16 protein-coding genes are annotated in these 24,355 nt (G+C 72.8%); 4 read left to right on the top strand and 12 right to left on the bottom strand.

Translation table 11 applies throughout. The features are described from left to right. Nucleotides 1-41: 41 nt before the first annotated feature. From JNW98_RS23325 to manB, 6 genes are read right to left on the bottom strand one after another with little or no spacing between them, the layout of a single operon-like run. On the bottom strand, nucleotides 42-1,217 hold the full coding sequence (locus JNW98_RS23325) for a glycosyltransferase (RefSeq protein ID WP_223770231.1): 1,176 nt from the start codon (nucleotides 1,215-1,217) through the stop codon (nucleotides 42-44). Then, complete coding sequence (locus JNW98_RS36685; RefSeq protein ID WP_223770230.1) at nucleotides 1,214-4,006, bottom strand: bifunctional glycosyltransferase/CDP-glycerol:glycerophosphate glycerophosphotransferase; 2,793 nt, start codon at nucleotides 4,004-4,006, stop codon at nucleotides 1,214-1,216. Before JNW98_RS36685 ends, JNW98_RS23325 begins: the two co-directional genes overlap by 4 nt. Before the next feature lie 3 nt (nucleotides 4,007-4,009). After that, nucleotides 4,010-5,245 carry a glycosyltransferase 87 family protein gene (locus JNW98_RS23315; RefSeq protein ID WP_223770229.1) on the bottom strand — a complete coding sequence of 412 codons (1,236 nt, stop codon included), beginning with the start codon at nucleotides 5,243-5,245 and terminating at the stop codon, nucleotides 4,010-4,012. Then, on the bottom strand, nucleotides 5,242-6,852 hold the full coding sequence (locus JNW98_RS23310) for a hypothetical protein (protein WP_223770228.1): 1,611 nt from the start codon (nucleotides 6,850-6,852) through the stop codon (nucleotides 5,242-5,244). The genes JNW98_RS23315 and JNW98_RS23310 overlap by 4 nt, the downstream gene beginning before the upstream one ends. Continuing rightward, a complete protein-coding gene (locus tag JNW98_RS23305; RefSeq protein WP_223770227.1) occupies nucleotides 6,836-7,645 on the bottom strand; it encodes a polyprenol monophosphomannose synthase in 810 nt (269 codons plus the stop codon). Before JNW98_RS23305 ends, JNW98_RS23310 begins: the two co-directional genes overlap by 17 nt. 48 nt (nucleotides 7,646-7,693) lie before the next feature. Continuing rightward, nucleotides 7,694-8,773, bottom strand: coding sequence for a mannose-1-phosphate guanylyltransferase (gene manB, locus JNW98_RS23300; RefSeq protein ID WP_223770226.1), 1,080 nt, complete (start codon nucleotides 8,771-8,773; stop codon nucleotides 7,694-7,696). Between the two features lie 187 nt (nucleotides 8,774-8,960). Here manB and JNW98_RS23295 point away from each other — a divergent pair, with 187 nt between their 5' ends. After that, nucleotides 8,961-9,473 carry a GtrA family protein gene (locus JNW98_RS23295; protein WP_223770236.1) on the top strand — a complete coding sequence of 171 codons (513 nt, stop codon included), beginning with the start codon at nucleotides 8,961-8,963 and terminating at the stop codon, nucleotides 9,471-9,473. A 147-nt stretch (nucleotides 9,474-9,620) separates the two neighbouring features. Here JNW98_RS23295 and JNW98_RS23290 read toward each other — a convergent pair whose 3' ends face one another. From JNW98_RS23290 to JNW98_RS23280, 3 genes are all read right to left on the bottom strand, one after another. Then, entirely contained in the window at nucleotides 9,621-14,606 is a 4,986-nt protein-coding gene (locus JNW98_RS23290) for an NAD-glutamate dehydrogenase (protein WP_223770225.1), read from the bottom strand. Nucleotides 14,607-15,078: 472 nt separating this feature from the next. After that, nucleotides 15,079-15,741, bottom strand: a complete 663-nt coding sequence (locus JNW98_RS23285; RefSeq protein WP_223770224.1) for an HAD family hydrolase — start codon at nucleotides 15,739-15,741, stop codon at nucleotides 15,079-15,081. A gap of 72 nt (nucleotides 15,742-15,813) precedes the next feature. Continuing rightward, nucleotides 15,814-16,317 (bottom strand): DUF6912 family protein, encoded by a 504-nt coding sequence (locus tag JNW98_RS23280; protein WP_223770223.1) that lies wholly within the window; start codon nucleotides 16,315-16,317, stop codon nucleotides 15,814-15,816. 238 nt (nucleotides 16,318-16,555) lie between these two features. Between JNW98_RS23280 and JNW98_RS23275 the strand changes: the two genes are divergently transcribed. Continuing rightward, nucleotides 16,556-16,990, top strand: coding sequence for an Rv3235 family protein (locus JNW98_RS23275; protein WP_223770222.1), 435 nt, complete (start codon nucleotides 16,556-16,558; stop codon nucleotides 16,988-16,990). A gap of 86 nt (nucleotides 16,991-17,076) precedes the next feature. Here the strand turns inward: JNW98_RS23275 and secA are convergent, their stop codons facing one another. Continuing rightward, nucleotides 17,077-19,899: a preprotein translocase subunit SecA gene (gene secA, locus JNW98_RS23270; protein WP_223770221.1), complete on the bottom strand. Its 2,823-nt coding sequence runs from the start codon at nucleotides 19,897-19,899 to the stop codon at nucleotides 17,077-17,079. 271 nt (nucleotides 19,900-20,170) lie between these two features. Between secA and JNW98_RS23265 the strand changes: the two genes are divergently transcribed. Both JNW98_RS23265 and JNW98_RS23260 read left to right on the top strand, forming a co-directional pair. Then, on the top strand, nucleotides 20,171-20,776 hold the full coding sequence (locus tag JNW98_RS23265) for a GNAT family N-acetyltransferase (RefSeq protein WP_223770220.1): 606 nt from the start codon (nucleotides 20,171-20,173) through the stop codon (nucleotides 20,774-20,776). A 39-nt stretch (nucleotides 20,777-20,815) separates the two neighbouring features. Next, entirely contained in the window at nucleotides 20,816-22,039 is a 1,224-nt protein-coding gene (locus JNW98_RS23260) for a winged helix-turn-helix domain-containing protein (protein ID WP_223770219.1), read from the top strand. A 22-nt stretch (nucleotides 22,040-22,061) separates the two neighbouring features. Here JNW98_RS23260 and JNW98_RS23255 read toward each other — a convergent pair whose 3' ends face one another. Together JNW98_RS23255 and hpf are read right to left on the bottom strand one after the other, a co-directional pair. Then, on the bottom strand, nucleotides 22,062-22,814 hold the full coding sequence (locus JNW98_RS23255; protein WP_223770218.1) for a response regulator: 753 nt from the start codon (nucleotides 22,812-22,814) through the stop codon (nucleotides 22,062-22,064). Between the two features lie 287 nt (nucleotides 22,815-23,101). Then, entirely contained in the window at nucleotides 23,102-23,788 is a 687-nt protein-coding gene (gene hpf, locus JNW98_RS23250; RefSeq protein WP_223770217.1) for a ribosome hibernation-promoting factor, HPF/YfiA family, read from the bottom strand. Between the last annotated feature and the right edge of the window lie 567 nt (nucleotides 23,789-24,355).

Raw genomic sequence — 24,355 nt, 5'->3', positions numbered from 1 at the left:
CATCCGGAATCGGCCGACCACACTCCGCCCACACCCCACCCTCACCGGTCCACCTCCTCGAACAGCTCCTCCCACCGGTCCAGCACCCCCGGCAGCGCCAGCGGCGCCACGTGCTCCCGCGCGGCCCGCCCATACCGCTCCCGCAGCGCCGCGTCCCGCACCAACTCCCCCAGGGCCGCCGCGAACGCGTCCCCGTCCCCCCGCGGCACCAGCACCCCGGTCCGCCCGTGGTCCACCAACTCCCGCACGCCACCGGACAGATCGAAGCTCACACACGGCACCCCGCACGCGGACGCCTCCGCCAACGCCATGGGCCGCCCCTCGCACTCGCTGGTGAGCGCCACCACGGACAGCTCCCGGTAGGCGGCGGCCATGTCCCGGACGGTGCCCCGGAAGCGGACCCGGTCCGCGATGCCGTGCCGCGCGGCCCGTTCGCGGAGCACCGCCTCCTCCGGCCCGTCCCCGAAGAAGTGCAGCTCCCACTCCGGCCGCCCACCGCACGCCGCGGCGAACGCGTCGACGAGGCGGTCGAGTCGCTTGACGGGCTCCAGCCGGCCGACGGCGCCCACGCACCGGGTGTCCAGCGGCGCCGGCGGACCGGGGGCGAAGGGCAGCGGGTTGGGCACCACCGCCGCGTTGGGCAGACGCCGGCGGCGGAACTCCTCGGCGTCGGGTTCGCTGAGGAACACCGCCTTCTCCAGGGCGGGATAGTGCCGCAGGATCAACCGGAGGTTGGCGGACGCCGCGGCCTGCGCGAAGGACTCGTGGTACTGCCCGATGACCTTCAGGTGCCGCCGCTCCACCGTCCGCAGCCAGTCCGCCGCCCACGGCGACCCGATGACGACGTAACCGTCCGGCACCGCCGCGAACCGCCGGGCGAGCCGCTCCCGCGCCCGCTCGCCGTCCCGCCGCGCGGCGCGCCGGGCCCGCAGCCGGGACGGCCGCAGCCGCTCGGCCGGGTTGAGGAAGTCCCGGGCGGGCGCGGCCGGGGAGCGGTACAGCGTGGCCCGCCGGTACGCCGGCCGCGCGTGGTACGTGTGCGGCTCGGGGCTCGGCCGGATGCCGATCAGCTCCACCCGGTGCCCGCGGTCCGCGAAGCCCTGGGCGAGGGTGTGCAGCACCCGCTGGGAACCACCCATCGAGTCGACGTCGACGCCGACCAGGAAGAGGTTGCGCCGGGAGGCCGCGGTACCGCGGCCCGCGGAAGGCCGGTTCATCGCGCGCCTCCGGTGAAGAAGAGGTCGACAACGGCCTTGGCGGCCCGCCCGGTCTCGTACGGGTTGAAGCGCGCCCGGAACCGCTCGTACGCCCCGGCCCACTCCTCCCGCACCGCCCCCAGGTCCCGCAGCGCCGCCGCGAGTTCACCGGTCCCGGTGAGCAGCGGGCCGGGCGCGATGTCCGCCAGCTCGTAGTAGGTGCCACGCAGGGTGGACCGGTAGTCCGTGTAGTCGTCGGCGTAGAGCAGCACCGGACGGCCCAGGTTGACGTAGTCGAACATCACGGACGAGTAGTCGGTGAGCAGCGCGTCCGAGGCCAGCAGCAGGTCGTTGAGGTCGGCGAACTCCCGGCCGTCCCGCACCGCGTGCCCCACCTCCCGGGCGACCGTGAACCGCTCGTAGTAGTGCGGGCGGACGACCACCGTCCACGCGTCGCCCACCCGGCGCACCAGCTCCTCCAGGTCCACCCGGATCGACGCGCCGCTGGCCCGGGCGCCGTCGCGGAACGTCGGCGCGTAGAGCAGCACCTTCTTCCCGTCGGGGATCTCGAGCCGTTCGCGGGCGGCGGCGGCTCGCTCGCGCTGGGCGGGCTCGTTCCACCGGACGAGGACGTCGTTGCGCGGGAGGCCGGTGCGCAGCAGCTCGCCCCCGTACGCGTTGCCCTGGACGAAGGTCCGTTCGAACTCCTCGCTGGGGGCGATGAGGGCGTCCCAGCGGTCGACCATGGCCTGGTGCCGCGCCCGCCGGGCGGGGCCCGCGAGCCGCAGCTCGGGGGCGTCGTACCCCATGTGCTTGAGCGCCTGGCCGTGCCAGGTCTGGAGGTAGCGGGTGCCGGGGTGCTTGGGGAGGTGGGCGGGGAAGCCGTGCGAGTCGATCCAGTAGCGGGCGCGGGCGAGCGTCCGCACGTACTCCCAGCTGCCGCGTCGGACCAGCGGGACGCCCTTCGGGTAGTCGGCGCGGCTGCCGGTGTACGACCAGACGGCGTACAGCGGCAGGTCGCGGCGGAGCAGTTCCTCGTGGATGTAGCGGGGGCTGTCGGCGTAGCCGCGGCCTTCCAGGGCCTCGAAGACGACGAGCTGCTCGTCGACGGGGAGCCGGTGGAGCTCGTGGGAGACGAGGGCCTTGGCGCCGGGTCCGGTGGCGCGGCGGGCCAGCCGTGCGCAGCGGGCGCGGACCGGCTCCAGCGGCGGGGCCAGGGATTCGGCGCGGGCCCGCGGCCCGGTCCGCTCCCACCGGATCTCCAGCCGCCCCACGCCCCCGTCCTCGCAGCCGACCCGCACGTCGTGCCCGCCGACACGGGCCCGCAGCCCGGGGCGCCCGGTGGGGGCGAGGACGGGGTCGGTGCGGCGCAGCCCCAGCCGGCCGAGGGTCACCACGGGATGGCGCCGGCCGGTGAACCCCTTGGGCCCGAGCGGCACCCGGGCGAGGTCGAGGACGAGCTCCGCGGTGCGGACGCCGGCGTCGTCGGGCGCGGGGGCGTAGCCGAAAGGGACGGCGAGCGGGGCCGCCCGGGCGGCGACGCGGAGCTCGGCGGTGACGTCGGCGGGCCCGGCGAGCAGCCCGCCCGGATCGTAGGTGCGCAGGGTGATCCGCAGCCGTGTGCCGTGCGGTTCGACGGCGGTCACCTCGTGGCGCAGCGGGCCGGTGGTGAAGGGCTGGGCTTCCAGGTGCCAGTCGGTGATGTCGAGCTCGGCGGCGGCCCGGGCGTCGGCGGGCGCGGTGCCGCCCCAGTAGGTGCGCCCCTCGTGCCGGACGACGCGCCGCGGGGCGATCCGGGGCCGGTCGAGGGTGCGCGCGCACTCGGCGGCCTCGGCGAGGCGCCCGGCGCTCAGCAGGTACTGGCAGATCCGCTGCTCTCTGGGCAGGGCCTCGACCGCCCGCGGGTCGACGCCCGCCAGGAAGGGCGTCACCACCTCCGCGAACCGCTCGGTCCACGGCCCGTCCCGGAACGGCAGGTCGCCCAGGTAGAGCCGCAGGGCGTGGCGGAGGAACGCCTCGTCCTTGGCCGGCTTGAGCGCCGCGCGGCCCGTCTCCTCCAGGAAGGCGTCGGTGAGGCGGGAGGCGGTGAGGCGGTCCTCGACGTTCCGGATGCGGTGCCGGCTGGAGGAGATGGACAGGGTGGCCGGGTCGGCGGCCAGCCGCCAGGTGTAGACGGACCAGGGGACGACGGCGAAGCGTTCGGCGAGCGTGTAGGCGCGGGCGCTGAAGTACTGGTCCTCGAAGTGGATGTCCTCGGGAAAGCGCAGCCCGTGGCGGGAGAGGAAGTCGGCGCGGTAGAGCTTGTTGGTGGAGAGGTGGTCGAGGAAGTACTCCGGGGCCGACGCGATGCCCTCCACGACGCGGGGTTCGGAGAACAGGCGGGGGTACCAGAGGCCGGTGGTGCCGGTGGCCTCGTAGAGCCGGGTGACCTCGCCGACCACCAGGTCGACGCCGGTGCGTTCGGCCGTCAGCAGCAGGGACTTGCAGGCGTGGTACGGCAGTTCGTCGTCGCTGTCGAGGAACATCAGGTACGGCGCGCGGGCGGCGGCGATGCCCGCGTTGCGCGGCGCCCCGCAGCCGCCGCTGTTGACCGGCAGCCGGAGGCCGCTCACACGCTGGTCGGCGGCGATCAGCCGGCGGACCTGCTCGGGGGTGCCGTCGGTGGAGCAGTCGTCCACGACGATCACTTCGAGGTTGCGCAGCGACTGGCCGAGGACGGACCGCACGGCGCGCGGCAGTCTGCGCTCGTCGTTGTGGACGATGACGACGACGCTGACGTCGGGGACGGGACGCGGGGGCGCGGCGGGCACAAGTCACCTCATCTCGGAAGGATCCCGGAGAGCCGGATCACTACTCAGAGAGTAGGTGACACCACTGACAGTCACCGTCCGAGCGGTCCGCGGGCGGCTCCGCCAGGCGTCGGCGGCGAGCACCGCCGCCATCCCGGTGAACATCACGATGTCCCGGAAGGCGTGCCGCCGCGCACTGCCCAGCTCCGGCCAGGACACCCCCGCGAGCTGCGGCAACAGGGCCATCCAGAACCACACGGAGCGTGCGGCGGCCCCCCGCACCACCACCGACGCCACGAGCGCGGGCACGATCACCAGGGCGTAGTGCAGGAAGGACGGCCGGGAGACCAGGAACGCGGCGAGCATCAGCAGCGCCCCGGTCTCGACGAGCCGCAGCGCCTCGTCGCCCCCGCGCCGCCAGCGCAGCCGGGCGGCGGCGAGCACCGCCGCGGCGGCGCAGGCGGCGAGCGCGAACGCCAGGAGGTGCGGGACCCCCAGCCGCGGCAGGACGGCGGTCCACGAGGCGTCGAAGGGCGCGGCGTAGTCGTCCTGGCCGTGCAGCAGGAACGGCAGCGTCTTGGTGAGGAACAGGCCCGGCCGGGGCATGGCGAGCGCCGCCGCCAGGGAGATCGCCACGGGCAGGGCCACCGCCCACGCCAGCGCCCGCCGGCGCCGGGCGAGCAGGAAGAGCAGCAGCAGCGGTACGAGCATCGGCTTGAGCGCCACGGCCAGGCCGACGGTGACGCCGGCCGCGGTCCAGCGGCCGCGGAGCGCGAGCAGCAGCGCGGCGGGGAAGGCCACGGCCGAGGCCGCCGTCCAGTTGCCCAGGTGGACGATGCTCTGGAAGGGGAGGAAGAGGCCGAGACCGGCGGTCAGGGCGGCGGCGAGCCGGCTGTCCGCCCGGACGCCGAAGATCCGCAGGGCGAGCACGACGCCGACGAGCACCAGCGCGGCGGTGGCGAAGGGCACCGCACGGGACAGCGACGCGTCGCCGAACGGCGCCTGCGGCAGCGCCGCGAACACCGCGCCCGGCAGATAGAGAAACCGTTTGTCCGCGTACGGCGAGCCGCCCTCCAGCAGGGCGCGCGCGGCCCGGACGACGACCGCGTTGTCCATGCCCGCCCGGCGGACGCCCAGCATCCGCCCGGCGCTGAGCACGTAGACCAGCAGCGCCGCCGTCAGGACGGGCCACGAGGCCCGGCCGGCGATCCAGCGCGCGAAGCCGTCGCGGGACGGAGGCCCATCGTCCGGCGCACTCATCGCTTCACCTCCAGCAACATCAGTCCTCCGGGGCCCCGGGCGGCACGCCGCAGGGCCGGGTCGTCGGGCGGCAGGCCGGGCCCGCCGTCTCTCTGCAGCACCCAGCGCGCCCCGTACGCCCGCAGGGCGCTCAGCCGTTGCGCGCGGTCGGCGGAGGGCGCGTAATAGCGCCGTGTCACCGCCCTGCGCTCCTGTTCATCGGTGAGGAACACGTCCGGATAGGCGGGGGCGACGGTGTACGGCCCGTAGGCGGGCAGCATCCGCAGCGCGAGGTAGTCGTCGGTCATGACCGTCTCCCCGGCCGGCACCCGCCTGGCCGCCCAGGCGAACGACGGCCACGGGGCGATGGACGGGACGTGCGCCCGGACGATCCGGGCGGCGCGGGCCGGCAGGGCGTAGGACACGGCTCCGGCCTGGACGTACGCCCCGGTCAGGAGGGCGGCGGCGGTCGCCCCGACGAGCAGCGGTCCGGCCCGGCGGCCGGTTCCCCCGGGCGCATCCGCCGACGGTCCGGCCCGGCGGCCGATCCCCCCGGCCGCGTCCGCCGAAGGGCCGGCCCGCCCCGCCGCCTCCACCGCGAGGGCCAGCTGCGCGGGGAGCAGCACCGCGGGCAGGATCCGCCCCCAGGACCAGTGGCCGGTCAGACCGCCCGCCGCGAAGACCACCGTCCCCAGAAGGAACAGGAGGACCAGCGGATCCCGCGGATCCCGCCGCCACCGCGCACAGAGCGCCACCACTCCCAGGCTCACCAGGCAGAACTTGGGCAGCAGATGCCGGTAGAGCGACCGGTGGATCGCCTCCAGCCCGTCGGCGCCGAACAGCGCGGTGAAGGGGTAGTACGGCCATGCCGCGAGCACCGCTCCGGCGAGCAGCGCCCCGGCGCCCACCCGGAGCCAGACGGCGCGTGTCGGCAGAGGCCGCGCCCCCAAGAGCACCGACACCACCCCCAACGCCGCCACCGCCCCCGTAAATTGGTGCACCAGCAGCACCAGGGCCAGCAGCAGCCCCAGCCCCAGGAAACGGGCCATCCTCCACCGCTCCGCCACCGCCCGCCGCGTCAAGGCCCACAGGTGCAGTGCCAGCCCCAGCGCCAACGTGCTCGGATAGGCGGCGGTCAGCGCGAGCGAGGTGAGGCCGGGCACCCCGCTCCAGGCGAACAGCCGGGTGCCGTACAGGAAGAGGACACACAGCAGCGCCAGCGGCACGGCCGCGCGCCGCCCGGTCAGCGTCCGGACGAACGCGCGCACCCCGGTGCCGAACGCGACGAGCCCGGCGAGCGCGGCCAGGTGCAGCACGGCCGGCGCGCTCGCCCCGGTCGCCGCCGCGAGCAGCGCCAGCACGACCATCCAGGGCGAGTAGTAGGGGCTGGGCACGTCCGCGTCCACCAGCGGATGCCCCGGATGCGGCAGATCCGCGCGCAGCCGCTCCACCACCGCCGCGTGCATCCCCAGGTCCCCGGCCCACGGCAGCCGCACCACGGCGGCCAGCAGCAGCACGGCCGGGACCAGGGTGACCAGCAGCAGGGCGCGGTACGACGCATCCGTGGCGGCGGCCGGCGCGGCCTCCGTCCGGACGGTCACGCCGCGCGGCTCAGCGGGCCCGCCCACCGCTCGAACGCATCTCCTTGGCCCGCAGCCGCCAGGGCATCGCGACCGACTCCATCTGCACCGCCAGGCTCATCTTGGACTCCCCCACCGTCCGGTCCTCGAAGTGGATCGGCACCTCCACCACCGTGAACCCGGCCCGCAGCGCCCGGTACTTGGTCTCGACCTGGAAGCTGTAGCCCGCGCTGTCGACGGTGTCGAGGTCGAGGGAGCGCAGCGCCGCCGCGCTCCACAGGTTGAACCCGCCGGTGATGTCGCGCAGCCGGGTGCCGAGGATGGTGCCCGCGTAGGCGTTGGCCCAGCGCGAGAGCAGCTTGCGGTGGGCGCCCCAGGCGGCGGACAGGGTGCCGCCGGGCACGTACCGGCTGCCGACGACGACGTCCGCCCCGGTGGACAGGGCGACACCCAGCATCTCGGCGATCTTGCCGGCCGGGTGGCTGCCGTCGGCGTCCATCTGCAGGACGTACGCGGCGCCGTCCTCGACGGCCCGCGCCATACCGGCCGCGTACGCCCGTCCGAGGCCCTCCTTGGCGGTGCGGTGCAGCACGGAGACGCGTGGCCGGCCGGGCTCCTGGTACTTGTCGGCCAGCTGGTCGGCGACCCGGCCGGTGCCGTCCGGGCTGTCGTCGTCCACGACCAGCAGCCGCAGCCCCTCCAGCGGCAGCGCCATCAGCGCCTCAGCCATCATCGGCAGGTTCTCCGCCTCGTTGTAGGTGGGCATCACCACGGTGGTCACCGTGCGGGCCCACTCGGCGGGCAGCGGGGCCAGGACGGCGGGGGTGTGCGGAACTCTCATGGGCTGTCCTCTGCGGTAGGTGGGGGCATACGGACGTCGGTTCCCCGGTCAGGCGGCGCCGAAGCGGATGGCGGCGTCGGGGATGGCGGTGCCGCACCAGACCCGGGCACCCTCGCGCAGCTCGTTGTCCGCGCCGACCTCGGCGTGGTCGCCGATGACGGCGCCGTCCAGCACGGTGCGCGGCCCCACCCGTGCGGCGGTACCGATCATCGACGCCCGGATCCGCGCCCCCGCCTCGACCCGGGCCCCGTCCAGCACCACGGACCCGGTGATCTCGGCACCGGCCCCGACCCACGCCCCCGCGCCGACGACCGTCCCGCCGGCCAGCCGCGCCCCGGGCTCGACGTGGGCGCCGGGCAGCACCAGGTGCTCCCCCGGTTCGCCCGGCACCGCCGGGGAGCGGACGATGCCGCGCACGAGGTCGGCGGAGGCCTGGATGAACGAGGCGGGCCGGCCGAGGTCCAGCCAGTACGACGCGTCGACGACGCCGTGCAGCAGCGCGCCGCCGTCCAGCAGCCCGGGGAAGGTCTCCCGCTCGACGGAGACCGGGCGGCCGGCGGGGATGGCGTCGATGACCTCCCGCCGGAAGACGTAGCAGCCGGCGTTGATCTGGTCGGTGACGATCTCGTCGGGGTGCCGGGGCTTCTCGGTGAAGGCCAGCACCCGGCCGTCGGGGGCGGTGGGCACCAGGCCGTACGCCCGGGGGTCGGCGACCCGGGTGAGGTGCAGGGTGACGTCGGCCTGGGTCCGCTCGTGGTGCCTGAGCAGGGCGGGGATGTCGAGTCCGGTGAGGATGTCGCCGTTGAAGACGAGCACGGGGTCGCCCGGCCGGGCAGTGAGCGCGCCGGCGGCGCCCCGGATCGCCCCGCCCGTGCCGAGCGGCTCGTCCTCGGTGACGTAGGTGAGCCGCAGGCCGTGGGCGGAGCCGTCGCCGAAGTACGGCTCGAAGACCTCGGCGAGGTACGAGGTGGCCAGGACGACGTGCCGCACCCCGGCGGCCCGGGCCCGGGCGAGCTGGTGGGCGAGGAACGGCACCCCGGCGGCCGGGACCATCGGCTTGGGGGTGTTCAGCGTGAGCGGCTGGAGCCGAGTGCCCTTGCCGCCGACGAGCAGTACCGCCTCTGTCATGCCACCGTCCTCGCGCATCGTCGTCACACCGTCGCACTGCGTTAGTTTTCGCGGGAAATTACACTACAATCAGCTGTCTGCGTGCAATGTCCGCTATGCGTGGCGACCGTTTCGGGAGATGCCCTTGCGACAGACGACGGCAGGGACGACGGCAAGAGGGAGACGCCTGCCCGGTTCGGCGAGGCTGCTGGCGCTCGGACACGAGTTCGCGAAGTTCGGCACCGTCGGGGTGCTGGGGATCTTCGTCAACTTCGGCGTCTTCAACCTGTGCCGGGGCATCACCAGGCTCCCCGTCGTCCGGTGCAGCGTGGTCGCCACCGTCGTCGCCATCGCCTTCAACTACCTGGGCCTGCGGTACTTCACCTACCGCGACCGCGACAAGAGCCACCGCAGCAGGGAGGTGCTGCTCTTCGCGGTCTTCAGCGCCCTCGGCCTGGTCATCGAGAACGGCATCCTCTACATCGCCACCTACGGCTTCGGCTGGGGCTCGCCGTTCCAGAGCAACCTCTTCAAGTTCCTCGGCATCGGAACCGCCACCCTGTTCCGCTTCTGGGCGTACCGGGCCTGGGTCTTCCGGACGCTGCCCCGCCACGGACCGCGGCACGGCCGCGCGCACGACGCGCCCGCGCCCGTTCACGACGCGCCCGCCGGGCACGACCCGGCCGCGTACCGACCCGAGACCACCGCACCTCCACCGTAGGAACCACCGGTCCCCAGGACAGCAGGGCCGGGCGGCCGGGCCGCCAACGCGGGCGGAACCGGCAGGAACGCGGGGGTGAAGAAGGACGAAAAGGGGCGGCCCCGGGGTTTCGGAACCCCGGGGCCGCCCCTTGACGCGGTCGACGGATCAGCTGTGCGTCCGCAGCAGGGTGCGCATCGTCCGCATGGCCACCGACAGGTTGGCCAGGTCGAACGAGTCCGAGCCGCGGATCTCGTCCAGCGTGGTCCGCGCGCGGGTCAGGATCGGCGCGTTCTTCTCCTCCCACGCCGTGAAGCGCTGCTCCGGCGTGGAGGAGCCGTTGCCCACCGCGAGGATGTCGGCGGTGAGCGCGGCGTGGCACGCGTACAGGTCCTCACGGATGGAGGCGCGGGCCATCGACTGCCAGCGGTCGGACCGCGGCAGCTCGATGATCTTGTCCATCAGCTGGGTGATGTGCAGCCGGTCGCCGAGGTCGTAGTAGACCTCCGCCACGAACAGCGGCTCCTTGCCCGTGCGCTCCGCGATGGCGACGACGTCCAGCGCCGGGAAGACGGACGAGAAGCCCGCGACCCGGACGGCCAGCTCGCCGGGGATCCCGGCCTCCGTCAGCTCGTCGTGGATGGTCTGCCACCACTCGAGGTCCTCGCCGCGCAGCAGCTTGGGCAGCTCGCCCCAGACCGTCGCCACGCCGTCGCGGAAGTACTCGATGGTCTCGGCCAGCTGGAGCGGCTGCGGGCGGTTGTTGAGCAGCCAGCGGGTGCCGCGCTCGACCAGCCGCCGCGAGTGCAGCCGCACCCGGGTCTGGACGTCCGCCGCGACCTTGTTGTCCAGCGCCTCGACGGCGTCCCACACCGCGCCCAGGCCGAAGATCTCGCGGGCCGCGGCCTGCGCCCGGACGATCTCCTCCAGCGAGGCCCCGGTCTCCTCCCGCAGCCGGTGCAGGAAGGTCGACCCGCCGGTGTTGACCGTGTCGTTGACGAGGACGGTCGTCACGATCTCGCGCCGCAGGGCGTGGTGGTCGATCTGCTCGCCGAACGCCTGGCGCAGGGCGCCCGGGAAGTAGGCGTAGAGCAGGCGCTGCAGGTACGGGTCGTCCGGCAGGCCGGTGGCCAGCAGCTCCTCGGCCGTCGTGATCTTGATGTAGGCGAGCAGGACCGCCAGCTCCGGCTGGGTCAGGCCGCGCCCGGCGGAGAGCCGCTCACGGATCTGCCGGTCGGTGGGCAGGAACTCCAGCGCACGGTCCAGGTGCCCGTCCCGGCTGAGGCGGCGCATGATCCGCTGGTGGGCGTGGAGCAGGCTGGGCGCCTGGGCCACCGCGTTGGCCAGGGCGACGTTCTGCGCGTAGTTGTTGCGCAGGACCAGCTCGCCGACCTCGTCGGTCATCTCCGCCAGCAGCTTGTTGCGCTGCTTGACGGTCATGTCGCCGTCGGTGACCAGCGCGTTGAGCAGGATCTTGATGTTCACCTCGTGGTCCGAGGTGTCCACGCCGGCGCTGTTGTCGATGGCGTCGGTGTTGACCCGGCCGCCCGCGAGCGCGAACTCGATGCGGCCGAGCTGGGTCAGGCCCAGGTTGCCGCCCTCGCCGACGACCTTGGCGCGCAGGTCGCCGCCGTCGACGCGGATCGCGTCGTTCGCCTTGTCCCCGACGTCCGCGTGGGACTCGGTGGACGCCTTGACGTAGGTGCCGATGCCGCCGTTCCACAGCAGGTCGACGGGGGCCCGCAGGATGGACTTCATCAGCTCGGCCGGGGTCATCTTGGTGATGCCCGGCTCGATGCCCAGGGCCTCGCGGACGTGCGCGTTGATCGGGATCGACTTGGCCGTCCGCGGGTGCACGCCGCCGCCCTTGGACAGCAGCGAGGTGTCGTAGTCGGCCCACGACGAGCGCGGCAGCTCGAACAGGCGCCGGCGCTCGGCGTACGAGGTGGCGGCGTCCGGCGTCGGGTCCAGGAAGATGTGCCGGTGGTCGAAGGCGGCCACCAGGCGGATGTGCTCCGACAGCAGCATGCCGTTGCCGAACACGTCACCGGACATGTCGCCGACGCCGACGACCGTGAAGTCCTCGGTCTGGGTGTTGTGCCCCAGCTCCTGGAAGTGGCGCTTGACCGACTCCCAGGCGCCGCGGGCGGTGATGCCCATGCCCTTGTGGTCGTAGCCCGCGGAGCCGCCGGAGGCGAAGGCGTCACCGAGCCAGAAGCCGTACGACTGGGCGACCTCGTTGGCGATGTCGGAGAACGTCGCGGTGCCCTTGTCGGCCGCGACCACCAGGTAGGTGTCGTCCTCGTCGTGCCGGACGACGTCCTTCGGCGGCACGACCTCGCCGCCGACCATGTTGTCGGTGATGTCGAGGAGACCGGAGATGAAGGTCTTGTACGAGGCGATGCCCTCGGCGAGCCACGCGTCGCGGTCCACCGACGGGTCCGGCAGCTGCTTGCCGACGAAGCCGCCCTTGGCGCCCACCGGGACGATGACGGTGTTCTTCACCATCTGCGCCTTGACCAGGCCCAGCACCTCGGTGCGGAAGTCCTCGCGCCGGTCGGACCAGCGCAGACCACCGCGGGCGACCTTGCCGAAGCGCAGGTGCACGCCCTCGACGCGCGGCGAGTAGACCCAGATCTCGAAGGCCGGGCGCGGCGCCGGGAGGTCCGGGATGGCCTGCGGGTCCAGCTTGATCGACAGGTAGGCGTGCGGCTCGCCGTTCGCGTCGCGCTGGAAGTGATTGGTGCGCAGGGTGGCCTTGATGACCGTGAGGAACGCCCGCAGGATGCGGTCCTCGTCCAGGCTCGCGACCTGGTCGAGGGCGCCGTCCAGCTCCTCCAGCAGCCCGTCCGTCAGCTCGCGGCCCGCGCGCTGGAGCGCCGGGGACATCCGGGCCTCGAACAGGTTGATCAGCAGGCGCGTGGTGTGGACGTTGTTGCTGAGGGTGTCCTCCATGTACGACTGGCTGAACGTCGTACCGGCCTGCCGGAGGTACTTGGCGTAGGCCCGCAGCACCATCGCCTGCCGCCAGTCGAGACCGGCGCGCAGCACGAGCTTGTTGAAGTTGTCGTTCTCCGCCTTGCCGGTCCAGACCGCGGCGAACGCGTCCTGGAAGCGGCCGCGGGCGTCGTCGCCCTCGACGTGCTCGGGCATCCGCAGCCCGAAGTCGTAGATCCACGCCGTCGTCCGGTCCGAGCAGCGCAGCTCGTACGGGCGCTCGTCGACGACCTCGACGCCCAGCCGGCTCAGGACCGGCAGCACGGCGGAGAGGGAGACCGGGTCACCGGTGCGGTAGATCTTGAAGCGGCGCTCGCCGGGGGCCGCGCCGACCGGCTCGTAGAGGCTGAACGCGAAGTCGCGGTCACCCGCGGTGACCTTCTCCAGGTGCTGGAGGTCGGCGACGGCGGCGCGCGGACTGTGATCGGCCTTGTAGCCCTCGGAGAAGGCCTGGGTGTAGCGGCGCAGCAGCTCGGCGGCGCGCTCCTCGCCGACCTCGGCGGTGAGCGTCTCGGCGAAGCCGTCGGCCCAGGACCGGGCGGCCTCCACCAGGCGCCCCTCGATGCGCTCCTCGTCGGCGTCGCTCAGCTCCGGCAGCGTGGAGCCGGGCTCGACGCGGACGACGAAGTGCAGCCGGGACAGGACCGACTCGGTGTTCCAGGCCGTGAAGTCGACGCTGGTGCCGTTGAGCTCTTCCTTGAGGATGTCGATCAGCCGCAGCCGGACGCCGGTGGTGTACCGGTCGCGCGGCAGGTAGACCAGGGCGGAGTAGTAGCGCCCGTACTCGTCGCGGCGCAGGAACAGCCGCAGCCGGCGGCGCTCCTGCAGGTAGAGCACGCTGGTGGCGATGGACCGCAGCTGGTCGGCAGGGGTCTGGAACAGCTCGTCGCGCGGGTAGGTCTCCAGGATCTGGAGCAGGTCGCGCCCGTCGTGGCTGTGGGGCGTGAACCCGGCGTCGGACAGGACCTGGGCCACCTTGCGGCGGATCACCGGCACCCGGCGGACGGACTCGGTGTAGGCGGCCGAGGAGAACAGGCCCAGGAAGCGGCGCTCGCCGACGACGTTGCCCTCGGCGTCGAACTTCTTGACGCCCACGTAGTCGAGGTACGAGGGACGGTGCACGGTGGCGCGGCTGTTGGCCTTGGTCAGCACGAGGAGCTTGTGCTCACGGGCCTTGGCCCGGGCGTCGGCGGGCAGCCGGCTGAAGGACGCCGAGGCGGGCCGGGACAGCGGCGCGTGCGGGCCGTCGTGGTGCCCGTCGACGGTGTGCGCGGGGTCGGAGCGGAGGATGCCGAGGCCGGTGCCGGGGACGGCGGTCAGCGCGTCCTCCTCGTCCCCGTCGCCGGCCACCTTGGTCAGCTCGTACTCGCGGTAGCCGAGGAACGTGAAGTGGTCGGCGGAGAGCCAGCGGAGCAGCTCGCGGGCCTCGTCGACCTCGGTGACCGGCAGGTCGGCGGGGGCCGGCTCGTCCTGCAGGCCGTCGGCCAGCCGCAGCGCGGCCTCGCGCATCTTCTCCCAGTCCTCGACGGCCTCGCGGACGTCGGAGAGGACGCGGAGCAGGTCGTTGCCGATCTGCTTGAGGTCGTCGCGGTCGGTCTCGCGGTCGATCTCGACGTGGATCCAGGACTCGACGAGCGCGTCGTGCGGCAGTTCGGCGTCCTTGCCGGTGCCGTGGGCGTCGCAGTTGGAGCCGAGGACCTCCAGCAGGCGGCCGGTCAGGTCGCGGCGGACGACCATCTGCGGGTGGATGACGACGTGGATGCCGCGGTTCTGCCGGGAGAGCTCGTTGGTGACCGAGTCGACCAGGAACGGCATGTCGTCGGTGACCACCTCGACCACCGAGTGGCTGCACGTCCAGCCGTTCTCCTCGACCGTCGGCGTGTGGACCCGCACGTTCGCGGTGCCCTGCGGCCGGTTCTCGGCGAGCCGGTAGTGCGACAGCGCGGCGCCGAAGACGTCGACGGGGTCGCGGCCCGTCAGGTCCTCCGGCGCCGTGTGCAGGTAGTAGCGCTGGAGGTACGCGGTCAGGGTGTCCTGGTCGAGCCCGCCCTCACCGTTCGGCCCGGTCGGGTGCTGTGCCCCGGCCGGCGTGTTCTCGGCGACGCGGGCCGCCCGCGCGAGCAGCTCGGCCTTGGCTTCGTCCAGCTTGGTCTGCATGTCCTCTGGCTCCTGTCGCGCGCCGTTGCGTGACATAGGTGGTGAAGGCATCACGCCGCGACGCCGGTTCTCCGGTCGACTTCGACGGTATGCCGGGATGAGGGGTGACCGGGCCGTTCTCGGACAACTCTGTCAGAAACGGCAGAAGCGTCGGACGGGCCCGGTTCCGGGGACCAGCGGTGGCCCGGGCGCCGTGGCGCTCCGGGCGGCGCACAGAGGCGTCGTCGCCCCCGCGGGATATCGCGCTGATCACCCGGTAAGGCTATCGCTCTTCCGGGGGACCGCGTCATGAGCCGATTGTGTACAAAAGACGGCCCCTGTCTTTGACGGTCTGGACAGCGACCCGTCCCCGACCGCGCCCCGGCACCCCTTCCCGGCGCTCCCCTCACCGCTTGCCCCCCGTCCACCTCGGTATTCGCCCGACGCAGTCCGACACGTCCCGGCGCCACCGGCCGCCGGCCGGTACCGGGCCTCACCCCACCAGACGCTCCGCGAGCTCGACCGCCTCCACCAGCGTGTCGACCACCGGCACACCGGCGGCGGACAGGCTCGCCCGGCTGTGCGACCCCCCGGTGTACAGCACCGCCTTCGCGCCCACGTGCGCCGCGGCGAGCGCGTCGTCCACCGCGTCCCCGACGACGACCACCCGCTCCGGAGCCGTGCCCTCCAGGGCCGCGACGTGCCGGGCCATCTGCTCGGCCTTGCCCCGGTCGCTCCGGCCGGTCCGGCCGTCGACGCGGACGAAGTGGTGCTCGATGCCGTACGTCCGCACCAGGGGTATCAAGTCGTCGTGCGAGGCCAGGGAGCAGAGCGACTGCGTGCGCCCGGCCGCCTGCCGGTCCGCGAGCAGCTGCCTGGCCCCCTCCGCCAGCTCGACGTCCACGGCGAACTTCGCGTAGTACCGGTGGAACGCCGCGTCCATCACCTGCCACTCGGCGTCGCTGGGCAGCCGGCCCATCAGCCGCTCGTAGAACCGCGGCACGGGTACGCAGTACAGGTCCCGGTACCGCTCCAGCGTGATCGGGGCCAGCCCGACCTCCGCGAACGAGGCGTTCGTCGCGGCCATCACCGCGTCGACGTCGTGCAGCAGCGTGCCGTTCCAGTCCCAGACGATGTGAGCGCCGTGCTGTGTCATGGAAAGACCGTACCGGCACCCACTGACAACGCCCCGGCCACCCGTCCGACCAGGGCGGATGCCGAGCGGGCCTCAGGTCAGGTTGGGGATCTCCTGCACGCCGAACCACATCAGCTCGTGGTCCTCCGCGCCGTCCACCGTGAAGCGGGCGTCGTCGTCGCCCTGGTCGGCCGCGCCCAGCGCCGCCGCGGCCGCCGCGACGTCCGCCTCGGCGTCGTCCGCGTCCACGTGCACGGCGGCGGCCTTCGCCAGCGGCACCGGCCGGGACAGCCGCACCTCGCCGAGCGCCGACTCGTCGAGCGCCCGGTCCGGATCCACGGCGGCCTCCCGGTCCGGCACGTCGACCGCGACGACCACCCGGCGGCGCGGCGCGGCCGGGTCGGTGGCGATCAGCCGGAGCGAGGCCTGCGCGGCGCGCCCGAGCGCCGCGTACTCCAGCTCCTCCATGTCGTCGGAGAGGTACCACTCGCGCAGCGCGGGGGTGACGGCGTAGGCGTCGAGCGGGGCCGGGCCGAGCTCGCCCGCCCGGTGCGCCTCGGCGAGAGCGGGGAGGGTCAGAGGGACGTAGACGCGCATGTCCGCCGCTTTCCGGAGTGCCTGTGGATGGGTGCTGCCAGCATACGGGGGCGCGTCCCCCTTCGAAGGGCCGGGAGCCGGTCGACCGCTCCCCGCACGCCGCCCGGCCCACGGCCGCGACCAGCGGAAACCACACACCTCTCACCCGGATAGGTGAATCACTCCCCGCAGCCGGCGGCCCTTGCCGGGCCCGTCGGCGCGCCGGTAGAAGATCCCCGACCGAAGGGGGCGACCAACGTTGAAGAGGACCACAGGGCCGGGCCGGGACACCGCCCGGCGCACCGCACCACCGCGGCGGACGGACACGCGGCGCCCGGGCGTCGGCCCGGCCGCCCGGCACTTCCGCGCGGGCATCCCGCGCTACTGGTTCGCCGAACAGCTGCTGCTCACCCTGAGCGGTCAGCGCCCGGTGCACCGGATGCTCGGGTACACCCTGCCCGCCGCCTACGACCTGCTCGTCGAGCTCGCGCCGCGGGCGCCCCTGCGCCCCGCGGCGCGCGGCGGCACCCCGGTCGTCCAGCGCTGCGACCAGTTCCAGCCGCGGCCCGGCGTCATCGAGGCCTACGCGCGGATCACCTCCGGGGACCGGATGCGGGCGCTCGCCTTCCGGCTGGAGCAGGGCACGGACGACCGCTGGCGGTGCTCCGCCGTCGAACTGGGCGCCCGCTCCTGAACGCTCCTGCACTCGCCCGAACGCGCCCGAGTACGCCGGAGGGGCGGGACGCACCCGCGTCCCGCCCCTCCTCACGACCCCTCAGGTCACTTCTTGCGGCGTCGGCCACCGCCGCCGTTCCGCTGCGCCTTGCGGCGCTCGGCCCGGGTCATCCCGTCCGCCTCGGAGCGGACCGGACCCTCGTCGTTGGTGAAGTCGCCCTCGACGACGCCGCCCTCGCCGTCCACCGTCGGGGCGGAGAAGTGCAGCCGGTCGGGGCGCTGCGGGGCGTCGAGGCCCTTGGCCCGGATCTCCGGGCGGGCGGCCGGCACCGCGTCGGCGGGGGTCTTCTCCAGCGACGGCGCCTCGCCGGCCTGGACCGGGACCTCCTCCAGCTGCTGGTCGACCTGGACCTCCAGGTTGAAGAGGTAGCCGACCGACTCCTCCTTGATGCCCTCCATCATGGCCTGGAACATGTCGAAGCCCTCCCGCTGGTACTCGACCAGCGGATCCTTCTGGGCCATCGCGCGCAGGCCGATGCCCTCCTGGAGGTAGTCCATCTCGTAGAGGTGCTCACGCCACTTGCGGTCCAGGACCGACAGCACGACGCGGCGCTCCAGCTCGCGCATGATGTCGGAGCCGAGCTGCTCCTCGCGGGCCGCGTACTGCTCGTGGATGTCGTCCTTGACGGACTCGGCGATGAACTCGGCGGTGATGCCCGCGCGGTCGCCGGCCGCCTCCTCCAGCTCGTCGATGGTGACCTTGACCGGGTAGAGCTGCTTGAACGCGCTCCACAGCCGCTCCAGGTCCCACTCCTCCGCGAAGCCCTCGACGGTCTCCTGGCGGATGTAGTCGTCGATGGTGTCGTCCATGAAGTGCTGGATCTGCTCCTGCAGGTCCTCGCCCTCCAGGACGCGCCGGCGCTCGGCGTAGATGACCTCGCGCTGGCGGTTGAGCACCTCGTCGTACTTGAGGACGTTCTTGCGGGTCTCGAAGTTCTGCTGCTCGACCTGCGACTGGGCGGAGGCGATGGCCCGGGTGACCATCTTGTTCTCGATCGGCACGTCGTCGGGAACGTTGGCCATGGCCATCACGCGCTCGACCATCTGGGCCTTGAACAGGCGCATCAGGTCGTCGCCCAGCGAGAGGTAGAAGCGGGACTCGCCCGGGTCGCCCTGCCGGCCGGAACGGCCGCGCAGCTGGTTGTCGATGCGGCGCGACTCGTGCCGCTCGGTGCCCAGGACGTAGAGCCCGCCGAGGTCCTTGACCTCCTCGAACTCGGCCTTGACCGCGGCCTCGGCCTTCTCCAGCGCGGCGGGCAGGGCGGCGGCCCACTCCTCGACGTGCTCCACCGGGTCCAGGCCGCGCTGGCGCAGCTCCGCCTCGGCGAGGTCGTCGGGGTTGCCGCCGAGCTTGATGTCGGTACCGCGGCCGGCCATGTTGGTGGCGACGGTGACGGCGCCCTTGCGGCCGGCCTGCGCGACGATCTGCGCCTCGCGCTCGTGGTGCTTGGCGTTGAGGACCTCGTGCGGGATGCCGCGCTTGGAGAGCTGCTGGGAGAGGTACTCGGACTTCTCCACGGAGGTGGTGCCGACGAGGATCGGCTGGCCCTTGGCGTGCTTCTCGGCGATGTCCTCGACGACGGCGTCGAACTTCGCGACCTCGGTGCGGTAGATCAGGTCCGACTGGTCCTTGCGCTGCATCGGACGGTTCGTCGGGATCGGCACCACGCCGAGCTTGTAGATCTGGTGGAACTCGGCGGCCTCGGTCATGGCCGTACCGGTCATGCCGGAGAGCTTGTTGTAGAGGCGGAAGAAGTTCTGCAGGGTGATCGTGGCGAGCGTCTGGTTCTCGTCCTTGATGTCCACCCCTTCCTTCGCCTCGATCGCCTGGTGCATGCCCTCGTTGTAGCGGCGGCCGGCGAGGATACGGCCGGTGTGCTCGTCGACGATCATGACTTCGCCGTCCATGACGACGTAGTCCTTGTCCTTCTTGAACAGTTCCTTCGCCTTGATGGCGTTGTTGAGATACCCGACGAGCGGCGTGTTGACCGATTCGTAGAGGTTGTCGATGCCCAGCCAGTCCTCGACCTTGGTGACACCGGCCTCGTGGATGCCGACCGTGCGCTTCTTCTCGTCGACCTCGTAGTCGCCGGTCTCCTCCACGCCCTTCTGCGGGTTGGCCGGCTCGCCGCGCTTGAGGCGGGTGACCAGCTTGGCGAAGTCGCCGTACCACTTGGTGGCCTGGTCGGCCGGGCCCGAGATGATGAGCGGGGTACGGGCCTCGTCGACGAGGATCGAGTCGACCTCGTCGACGATCGCGAAGTTGTGCCCGCGCTGCACGAGCTCGTCCTGCGACCACGCCATGTTGTCGCGCAGGTAGTCGAAGCCGAACTCGTTGTTCGTGCCGTACGTGATGTCGCAGCCGTACATCTCGCGGCGCTGGGCCGGCGTCATGTTGGCCAGGATGCAACCGACCGAGAGGCCCAGGAACTTGTGGACCCGGCCCATCATCTCGGAGTCGCGCTCGGCGAGGTAGTCGTTGACCGTGATCAGGTGCACGCCGTCGCCGGAGAGCGCGTTCAGGTAGGCGGGCAGGGTGCCGACGAGGGTCTTGCCCTCACCGGTCTTCATCTCCGCCACGTATCCGAGGTGCAGCGCGGCGCCGCCCATGAGCTGGACGTCGTAGTGGCGCTGGCCGAGCACGCGCTTGGCCGCCTCGCGGACGGTCGCGAACGCCTCGGGGAGCAGGTCGTCGAGGCTCTCGCCGTCGGCGTACCGCTGCCTGTACTCCTCGGTCAGGGCGCGCAGCTCGGCGTCGGAGAGGGTGAGGAAGTCCTCTTCGATGGAATTGACCTGGTCCGCGATGCGGTGCAGCTTGCGCAGGATCTTGCCTTCTCCTGCACGCATGATCTTGCCGAAGACGGACACGTAGGCTGACTCCTTGCCGGTCGGGCCTGGCACTGGCTGTCCCCCGCCACCGGCGGGGAGAGGGTGCGCGGGCACGACGGGACAGTCCCCGCCGCAACGGCCATCGTAAGCGAGGACCCCACCGCGCCGGGAGGTCCGTCATCGCGGAGCCCGGGGATCACCCGCACGGTGAACGCGCGGGGTGCCCGCGGAGTGCCCGACGGGGGTAACCGGGATGCGGAATGTTGCCTTCCGATCACTTGGGGGCGCCGACCCGCCAGACTCTCGGATCATGGAACCGACGACTCTCACCACCGAGCGCCTCCTCCTGCGCCCCTTCGCCCCGGACGACATCCCGGCCGTGCACGCCGCCTGCCAGGACCCGGCGATCCCCCGCTACACCCCCGTCCCCTCCCCGTACACCCTCGAAGACGCCCGGCTCTACGTCGAGGAACGCTGCCCGCAGGGCTGGCGCGAGGACACCGCCTACACCTTCGGCGTCTTCGCCCGGGACGACGGCCGGCTCACCGGCTCGATGGCGCTGATACAGCTGAAGCTGCACACCCCCGAACGGCAGGCCGAGATCGGCTACTGGACCGCCAAGGAGGAACGCGGCCGCGGATACACCGCCGAGGCGGGCCGCGCGGTGGTGCGGTGGGCGTTCGAGGAGCTCGGGGCGGAGCGGCTGGAGTGGATCGCGGAGGCCGGGAACGAGGGCTCCCGGGCCGTCGCCCGCAACCTCGGCTTCCGCATGGAGGGCATCACCCGTGCCCTCATCCCGCACAACGGCACCCGCCGCGACGCCTGGACGGGCAGCCTGCTCCCCTCTGACCTCGGCCTGCCGACCAGGACGCCCTACCTGCCGTACCCCGACCGGGAACGCCCCGCCGGGGGCTGACCGAGGGGCGTTGTCAGTGCCACGTCCTAAGGTGACCGCATGACAACTGCCGCCGCCGTGAAGGGCCGTAGGGCCGCCACCAGCCTCTCCGCCGACGAGGCCCGCCGCATGGCGCTGCGCGCCCAGGGCCTGCTCGGCGCGCCCGATCGGCGGGCCGGGGTGCGCGGGGTGCTGCGGCGGCTGGGCGCCGTCCAGCTGGACACCATCTCGGTGCTGGCCCGTTCGCACGAGCTGGTCCCCTACGCCCGACTGGGCGCCGTGGGCCGGGACGCGGTGGAGTCCGCCTACTGGACGCCGCGCCCGGCCGACGGGGCCGCGGAGCCGCCGCACGGCTTCGAGTACTGGTCCCACGCCGCCTGCGTGCTGCCCATCGAGGAGTGGCCCCTCTTCGCCTTCCGGCGGCGGGCGTTCCGGGAGCGCGGCCACCGCTGGCACATCATGGCGGACGCGGAACGCTCCTGCGCCGCCGTGCGCGAGCGCCTCCTGGCCGACGGGCCGCTCACCGCGACCGAGTTGGGCGGCGCCAAGAAGGGCGGCCCGTGGTGGGACTGGTCGGAGACGAAGATCGCCGTCGAGTGGCTGCTCGACACGGGGGAGGTCGTCTGCACCGAACGGCGCGGCTGGAAGCGGGTGTACGACCTGGCTGAGCGCGCGGTGCCGGACGCCCTCTTCCACGACGACCTGGACGACGCGGCGTGCATACGGCGGCTGGTCGCCCAGGCCGGGGCGGCCATGGGGGTGGCCACCCGCGCGGACCTGGCGGACTACCACCGGCTCAAGGCGGAGCAGGTGGACGCGGCGCTGGAGGGCTCGGGCCTGGTCCCGGTGGACGTGGCCGGCTGGTCCGCGCCCGCCTGGGCCGACCCGGCGGCGCTGGAGGCGGAGTCGGCGGCCGGGTCACAGCGGCACCGGACGACGCTGCTGTCCCCCTTCGACTCGCTCATCTGGGACCGGCCGCGCACCGAGCGGATCTTCGGCTTCACGCACCGCCTGGAGGCGTACGTCCCCAAGCCCAAGCGGGTGCACGGCTACTTCGCGATGCCCCTGCTGGCGGGCGGCCGGCTGGTGGGCCGGGTGGACCCGGCCCGGGAGGGACGGACCCTCGTGGCCCGCCAGGTCTCGCTCGCGGGGGCCGGAGCGGTGGCGCCGATGGCCCGGGCGCTGCGCGAGGCGGCCGAGTGGGTCGGCTGTTCCGACGTACGCGTGGAGCGCTGCGACGACGTACGACTGGGGGAGGCACTCCGCACCGCGCTCACGGCCTGACCGGCGCCCGCGTCACAGCGGCTCAGCGGATCTCCAGGATCTTCTCCCGCATCGCATACACCACCGCCTCCATCCTGGAGTGCAACTGCAGCTTCTCCAGGATGTTCCGCACATGGTTCTTGACGGTGTTCTCGCTGATGAACAACTCCTTGGCGATGTCCCGGTTGTTCATGCCGGTGGCGACCAGCTTGAGCACCTCCAGCTCACGGTCGGTCAGCCGGGGCGCCGGCACCAGACGGCGCTCGTCGGTGCGCTGGATCATGGACTTGAACTCGGTGAGGAGCTTGGACGCCATGGAGGGGCTGATCTGCGACTGCCCGTCGGCGACCGCCCGGATGGCGGTGGCGACCTCGTCGGTGGAGATCTCCTTGAGCAGGTAGCCGGTGGCGCCTGCCTTGATCGCGTCGTAGAGGTCGGCCTCCTCGTCGCTGATCGTCAGCATGATGATCTTGGCGCTGGGGGCCACCTCCTTGATGGAGGTGCACGCCTCGATACCGCCGCGCCGCGGCATCCGTACGTCCATCAGCACGATGTCCGGCAACAGGTCGGCGGCCTTGTCCACGGCCTCGGCGCCGTCACCGGCCTCGCCCACGACGAGGATGTCCTCCTCGTGCGCCAGCACGATCTCCAGCCCGCGGCGGAACAGGGCGTGGTCGTCCACGACCAGGACCCGGATCGGCTCGCTCCTCGGGGCCGCCCCCGCGACGGAGTCCGTGCGGGCGCCCTCGACGTCGTCCTCGCCGGGCCCGGTCACGGATCCGAACCTGTCCGCCATTGTTCCTCCCCCTGAAGGCCATGGCCCCTCGCGGTTGCACGGTGCGGCCCCAACCCGTCCCACCGGGCCAGCCGTTGCCGCCCGCCCATGATTCCATGCCGGGCCGGACCGCGCTGCCGTGACAGCCTGGTCGGGACGCACGACGGAGCCCCGGAAGCCCTCCCGGGCTCCGGGGCGCCGTCTCGGATGGTTCCCGTCTCGGACGGAACCGCGGCCGGCGTCGGCCTGGCGTGTCGCGATCACGTACGGCCGATCACGTACGGCCGGTGCCGGGCCGCGGCCCGGCGTCAGCCGCCGAGCGCTCCGCCGGCGCCGCCGGGCTCCACCTCGGCGAAGGGGTCGGCGTTGAGGTGGATGACGCCGTAGTCGTAGGCGTGCCGCCGGTAGACGACACTGGGCATCTTGCTGTCGGAGTCGACGAACAGATAGAAGTCGTGGCCGACCAACTCCATTTCGTAGAGCGCCTGGTCGAGCGTCATCGGAGCGGCGGTGTGGGTCTTCTCACGGACCACGATGGGGCCCTCGCCCCGGATCTCCAGCGGCCCCACGCGGGTCACCGGCACCTCGTCCGCGGTCTCCGTGGCCAGCCGGCCGCTGTCGTCGAGGCGCGCGGCGCCGTCGACGGCGACCCCGACCCCGCTCGCCGGGATGCGTCCGTTGCCCCGGCGGTCGAGACGCTTGTCGTGCTGCTTGCGCAGCCGCGCTTCCAGCTTGGCCGTGGCCAGGTCCAGCGCGGCGTAGGGATCCGTCGCGGCGGCCTCCGCCCGGATCACCGGTCCGCGACCGCGGAGGGTGATCTCGACGCGGTCCGAACGGTCCGCCTGCCTGGGGTTGGGCTCCTTGGACACCTCCACGTCGAGGCTGATCACCTTGCCGTCGAGCTTCTGGATCTTGTCGACCTTCAGCTTCTCGGCCACGTGCTTGCGAAAGCGCTCGGGCACCTCTGTCTTGCGGCCCTTGACGACGATGTCCACGCAGAACTCCGTTCCCGGATCGCCCCGCCGAAGGTGCGGAGCGCATCCCTCTTGCATCAGGCCCCGGAGCTGACCGGAGCCACCGACACGGCGGTTCCACCTCCTCCTACCCGGCGGCAAGACCTGCGTCCCACCCGGTTCCAGCTTCTTCGAAGGCGCGCAAAACGCGCCATTCGGAGATATGAGTCATAGCTTTCGCCATTCCTCACAACCGAACATATCTCGCGGGGAGGCCCGTCGGTACCCCTTACCCCGCCGTACCTCCATTCAGGTGTTCTCCACCCGTTTCCATGAGGAACGACGGGGCTTAACTGCGAGTTCCGCTTGACGCCCCGGCGCACCTCCGCGCGCCCCGGCGCGCCTTCGCGCCTGGTGGACGTCTGTCCCCGACCGCCGCCTCCCACTCCCCCGAAAACCTCTTCATTCACACGACCCCCACGGCCGCGCCACAGGCCCTCCCCGGCCGCCCAGGGCTCTCGCACGGCGCTCCCGCGGCGGCACCGCGACCACCGCCGCGCCGACCACGCGGCCACCCGCCGCGCCCACCGCCCGCGCCGCCTCGGCCAG

Source organism: Streptomyces huiliensis (genome assembly GCF_020037025.1).
Lineage (GTDB): Bacteria > Actinomycetota > Actinomycetes > Streptomycetales > Streptomycetaceae > Streptomyces > Streptomyces huiliensis.
This window is presented reverse-complemented; position numbering and strand designations above follow the sequence as displayed.